Below are 5215 nucleotides of genomic sequence, written 5' to 3'. Positions count from 1 at the left end.
GAACAACGATGACAACGCGGGCGCACAGGCGCACGGCGTGCTGGCACCCATGCTAGCAAGAGCCGCGCCACAGCTTGATGACAGACCGGGCGCCGGACGACCGGCGCGATGGCCGTGAGCCTGGCGGGCCGGCTGCTGGCCCTGTGGCCCGGCTGGGTGCTGGGCGTGGCCCTGCAGCTGCAGCAGGCGGTGTTGTGGCCGGCCGGTGCCTACGCGGCGCTGCTGGCCGCCGCCCTGGTGCAGCTGGCCCTGTGCCTGGTGTCCCGCCGTCTCGGGTGGGTCACCGTGCTGCTGGCCGGCGCCCTGGCCGGTGGCGGGTTCACCGGCTGGCGGGCGGCGCAGTTCGCCAACCAGGCGCTGGACCCGGCTTTGCAGGGCCTGGACGTTGAGGTCAGCGGCCAGGTGGCCGAGCTGCCGCAGCGCAGTGCCGACGGCTGGCGCTTTGTCTTCGAGGTCGATCAGGCCCAGCGGCTGGGGCAGGCGGTGCCGCTGCCCCAGCGCCTGCAACTGGGCTGGTACCTGCGTGGCGCGGCGGCCGACGGGCCCCCGCCCCGCGCCGGTGAACGCTGGCGCCTGACGGTGCGCCTGCGCAGCCCGCACGGTGCATCCAACCCGCACGGCTTCGACCGCGAGCGCTGGCTGTGGGAAAACGGCATCGGCGCCACCGGCTATGTGCGCAACGGCCCGCGCGACCCGGCGCCGCAGCGGCTGGAGCCTGCGGGCTGGGGGTTGGAAGCCGCGCGCCAGGCGGTGAGCGAACGCATCCGCGAGCGCGTGGCCGACCCGCGCAGCGCCGGTGTGCTGGCCGCCCTGGTGGTGGGCGACCAGAGCGCCATCGACAGCAGCGACTGGGCGCTGTTCCGCACCACGGGCGTCGCCCACCTCATGAGCATCTCGGGTCTGCACGTGACCCTGTTCGCCTGGCTGGCCACGCGGCTGATCGGCGCGCTCTGGCGCCGCCTGGCCCGGCCCTGGCCGCGGCTGCTGCTGGCGGTGCCCCTGCCGGTGGCGGCGGGGCTGGGGGGCGTGCTGCTGGCCACGTTGTACGCCCTGTTTTCGGGCTGGGGCGTGCCCTCGCAACGCACGGTGCTGATGCTGGGCCTGGTGGTGGGCCTGCGCCTGCTGGGGCGGCAGTGGCCCTGGCCGCCGCTGTGGGGGCTGGCCATGGCGGCGGTGCTGGCGCTGGACCCGTGGGCGCTGCTGCAGCCGGGCTTCTGGTTGAGCTTTGTGGCGGTCGGCATCCTGTTTGCCACCGATCCCGCCGGGCGCGAGGCACGGCCCGCGGCGGGCGAGGCGGTGTCACGCGGCCAGCGCCTGGCGCGTGCCGCCTGGGGCCAGTGGCGCGAGCAGGTGGTGGTCACGGTGGCGCTGGCGCCGCTGTCGCTGCTGCTGTTCGGCCAGCTGTCGGTGGTGGGGCTGGTGGCCAACCTGCTGGCCATTCCCTGGGTGACGCTGCTGGTCACGCCGCTGGCTCTGCTGGGTGTGGCGCTGCCCCTGTTATGGGACGCGGCCGCGCTGGCGGTGCAGGCGCTGAACGGCTGGCTGGCCTGGCTGGCGCAGTGGGGCTGGGCGGCGGTGTTCAGCCCCATCCCACCGCTGCCGCTGGCCGCGCTCGCCGCACTGGGCGGCGTGCTGCTGGTGCTGCGCCTGCCGTGGACGCTGCGCTCGGCCGGGCTGCTGCTGGTGTGGCCAGTGTTCGCCTGGCTGCCGGCGCGGCCGGCGGTGGGCGAATTCGAGGTCATGGCCATCGACGTGGGGCAGGGCAGCGCTGTGCTGCTGCGCACCGCTCAGCACAGCCTGCTGTACGACGCCGGCCCGCGCTACGGGACCGAGAGCGACGCCGGCCAGCGCGTGGTGGTGCCGCTGCTGCGCGCCCTGGGCGAGGCGCCCGACACGGTGGTCATCAGCCACCGCGACAGCGACCACGCTGGCGGCGCCGACGCCGTGCGCGCCGCCTGGCCGCAGGCGCGCTGGCTGTCGTCTTTCGATGCCGATCCGGCGCGGCGTTGCGCCGCCGGGCAGTCGTGGACCTGGGACGGTGTGCGCTTCGAGGTGCTTCACCCCACGCCCGACCTCATCCGCCCCGACGGCTCGGGCGTGTTGCCCAGCAACGCCATGTCCTGCGTGCTGCGGGTGGACAACGGCCGGCGCGGCGTGTGGCTCAGTGGCGACCTGGACGCCGAGCGCGAAACCCGCCTGGCGCTGGCCCGGCCCGACCTGCGGGCCGATGTGCTGCTGGCGCCGCACCACGGCAGCGCCAGTTCCAGCAGCCCGGTGCTGCTCAACACGCTGCGGCCCTCGGTGGTGCTGATCCAGTCGGGCTACCGCAACCGCTTCCACCACCCGGCGCCGGTGGTGCTGCAGCGCTACCGCGAACGGAGCCTGACCTGGGTGAATACGCCCCAGTGTGGTGCGGCCACCTGGCGCAGCGAGGTGCCCGAAACGGTGCGCTGCGAGCGCGCGGCGGATCGGCGTTACTGGCACCACCGTGGTGCCGACCTGGGCGTGCCGGGCGATGCGGAGGCCGATGTCGGGGCAACCAGCGAGCAGCCGGCGTCCGAACCGGCGCCCGAATGACCGCGCTCGGGCCTGGCCGGCGCCGTTTTCTTTGCACCGCTTTGGGGCCAGGTTGAACAACCCTGGCCCACTCCTTGCTATCCTGTCGTCAGGAGTGAACCGCCCATGAGCCGACCGATGTTTGATGAAATGAATGCCTCGCCCAGCGAGGTGCGGGCCCACTACCAGGCCTACGCCAACTGGCTCGCGCAGCAGCCGCCCGAAGTGATGGCAGCCCGAAGGGAAGAGGCGGAAATGATCTTCCGCCGCGTCGGCATCACCTTCGCGGTGTACGGCGCCAAGGACGAAGACGGCGCCGGCACCGAACGCCTGATCCCCTTCGACCTGATCCCGCGCATCATTCCCGCGCACGAGTGGAAGAGCATGCAGGCCGGCCTGGTGCAGCGTGTGACCGCGCTCAACCGCTTCATCCACGACATCTACCACGACCAGGAAATCATCAAGGCGGGCCACGTGCCGGCCGACCAGATCCTGCAGAACGCGCAGGTCCGCCCCGAGATGATGGGCGTGGACGTGCCCGGCGGCGTGTACTCGCACATCTCGGGTGTGGACATCGTGCGCGCGCCCAACGCCAAAGGCGAAGGCGAGTACTACGTGCTCGAAGACAACCTGCGCGTGCCCAGCGGCGTGAGCTACATGCTCGAAGACCGCAAGATGATGATGCGGCTCTTCCCCGACCTGTTCGGCCAGAACCGCGTGGCCCCGGTGGCGCATTACCCCGACCTGCTGCTGGAGACCCTGCGCGCCGTCAGCCCGGCCACCACGGCCGAGCCCACGGTGGTGGTGCTCACGCCGGGCATGTACAACAGCGCCTACTTCGAACACGCTTTCCTGGCCCAGCAGATGGGCGTGGAACTGGTCGAAGGCCAGGACCTGTTCGTCAAGGACAACTTCGTCTACATGCGCACCACCAAGGGCCCCAAGCGCGTGGACGTGATCTACCGCCGCGTGGACGACGACTTCCTCGACCCGCTGGTGTTCCGCCCCACGTCCACCCTGGGCTGCGCCGGCCTGCTGGGCGTGTACCGCAGCGGCAACGTGACCATCTGCAACGCGGTGGGCACCGGCATCGCAGACGACAAGTCCATCTACCCCTACGTGCCCAAGATGATCGAGTTCTACCTGGGCGAAAAACCGATCCTCAACAACGTGCCCACCTTCATGGGCCGCAACCCGGACGACCTCAAGTACATGCTCGACAACATGCACGAGCTGGTGGTCAAGGGGGTGCATGGCGCCGGTGGCTACGGCATGCTGGTCGGCCCGGCCTCCACCAAGGCCGAGGTCGACGAGTTCCGCGCCGTGGTCAAGGCCAAGCCCGACGGCTACATCGCCCAGCCCACGCTCAGCCTCTCGACCTGCCCGACCTATGTGGAGAGCGGCATCGCGCCGCGCCACATCGACCTGCGGCCCTTCGTGCTCAGCGGCAAGACGGTGCAGATGGTGCCCGGCGGCCTGACGCGCGTGGCGCTCAAGGAAGGCTCTCTAGTGGTGAATTCCTCGCAAGGCGGCGGCACCAAAGACACCTGGATACTCGAATAACCCCCCGCGCCGCCTGCGGCGTCTCCCCCCTTGGAAAGGGGGGCGGCACCTGAGGCCCGGCGAAGCCGGTTCCTCGGTGCCTCTCGACACAGACACTTCGTTCGTGTCGCGTTTGGAAACTGCTGGAGTGTTTGAAATGCTGTCACGTACCGCCGACCACCTTTTCTGGATGTCCCGCTACACCGAGCGGGCCGAGAACACCGCGCGCATGCTCGATGTGAACTACCAGACCTCGCTGCTGCCGCAGTCCGCCGCTGTGGCGCAGGTCGGCTGGCAGGGTCTGCTGTCGATCAGCGAGCTGATGCCCAGCTACACCGCCAAGTACGGCCAGGACATCACCTCGCGCAACGTCATGGACTTCATGGTGCGCGACGAGTCCAACCCGTCGAGCATCGTGTCCTGCCTGCGCGCGGCACGCGAGAACGCGCGGGCCGTGCGCGGCGCGCTGACCACCGAGCTGTGGGAAACGCAGAACGCCACCTGGCTCAAGCTGGCGGGTTACCTCAAGTCCAAGGACTTCGAACGCGATCCGGGCGCCTTCTTCGAATGGGTCAAGCACCGCTCGCACCTCTCGCGCGGCGTGGCCGTGGGCACCATGCTGCAGGACGAGGCCTTCCACTTCTACCGCATGGGCTCCTTCCTGGAGCGGTCCGACAACACGGCGCGTCTGCTGGACGTGAAGTTCCACGCGGTGCAGAGCGACTTCTTCGGCGCCGCCAGCGCCGAGGATCAGGAGTACGACTTCTACCACTGGAGCGCGATCCTGCGCTCGGTCTCCGGCTTCGAGGTCTACCGCAAGGTCTACCGCGACGTCATCACGCCCGAGCGCGTGGCCGAACTGCTGATCCTGCGCCCCGACATGCCGCGCAGCCTGGCCGCCAGCATGAACGAGGTGGTGGCCAACCTGGCCGTGGTGGCCAACGACATCTCAGGCGAAACCCAGCGCCGCGCCGGCAAGCTCAAGGCAGACCTGCAGTACGCCCGCATCGACGAGATCCTGTCCACCGGCCTGCACGCCTTCCTTACGCAGTTCCTGGACCGGGTCAATGAGTTGGGTGGCCGCATCAGCCAGGACTTCCTGGTCCCTACCCACTGA

3 protein-coding genes are annotated in these 5215 nt (G+C 70.2%); all 3 read left to right on the top strand.

The genetic code is table 11. From position 1 onward, the window contains the following. Window positions 1–108 precede the first annotated feature (108 nt). The 3 genes from ACR2JA_RS10890 (at window position 109) to ACR2JA_RS10880 (ending at window position 5215) form a co-directional block, all read left to right on the top strand. Complete coding sequence (locus tag ACR2JA_RS10890) at window positions 109–2577, top strand: DNA internalization-related competence protein ComEC/Rec2 (protein WP_434009105.1); 2469 nt, start codon at window positions 109–111, stop codon at window positions 2575–2577. Between the two features lie 105 nt (window positions 2578–2682). After that, the gene (locus tag ACR2JA_RS10885) at window positions 2683–4119 is read left to right on the top strand and encodes a circularly permuted type 2 ATP-grasp protein (protein ID WP_434009104.1); all 1437 of its coding nucleotides are present in this window, start codon (window positions 2683–2685) and stop codon (window positions 4117–4119) included. Window positions 4120–4255: 136 nt separating this feature from the next. Continuing rightward, the gene (locus ACR2JA_RS10880; RefSeq protein WP_434009103.1) at window positions 4256–5215 is read left to right on the top strand and encodes an alpha-E domain-containing protein; all 960 of its coding nucleotides are present in this window, start codon (window positions 4256–4258) and stop codon (window positions 5213–5215) included.

Source organism: Hydrogenophaga sp. (assembly GCF_051007235.1).
In the GTDB taxonomy this organism is placed as follows: domain Bacteria; phylum Pseudomonadota; class Gammaproteobacteria; order Burkholderiales; family Burkholderiaceae_C; genus Hydrogenophaga.
The sequence above is the reverse complement of the archived record's forward strand: the minus strand, read 5'-3'. Positions and strand labels throughout refer to the sequence as shown.

Bases quoted from the DNA above. Each gene is read 5' to 3' on its own strand.
- ACR2JA_RS10890 (WP_434009105.1), top strand. From the start codon at position 109: ATGGCCGTGAGCCTGGCGGGCCGGCTGCTGGCCCTGTGGCCCGGCTGG.
- ACR2JA_RS10885 (WP_434009104.1), top strand. From the start codon at position 2,683: ATGAGCCGACCGATGTTTGATGAAATGAATGCCTCGCCCAGCGAGGTG.
- ACR2JA_RS10880 (WP_434009103.1), top strand. From the start codon at position 4,256: ATGCTGTCACGTACCGCCGACCACCTTTTCTGGATGTCCCGCTACACC.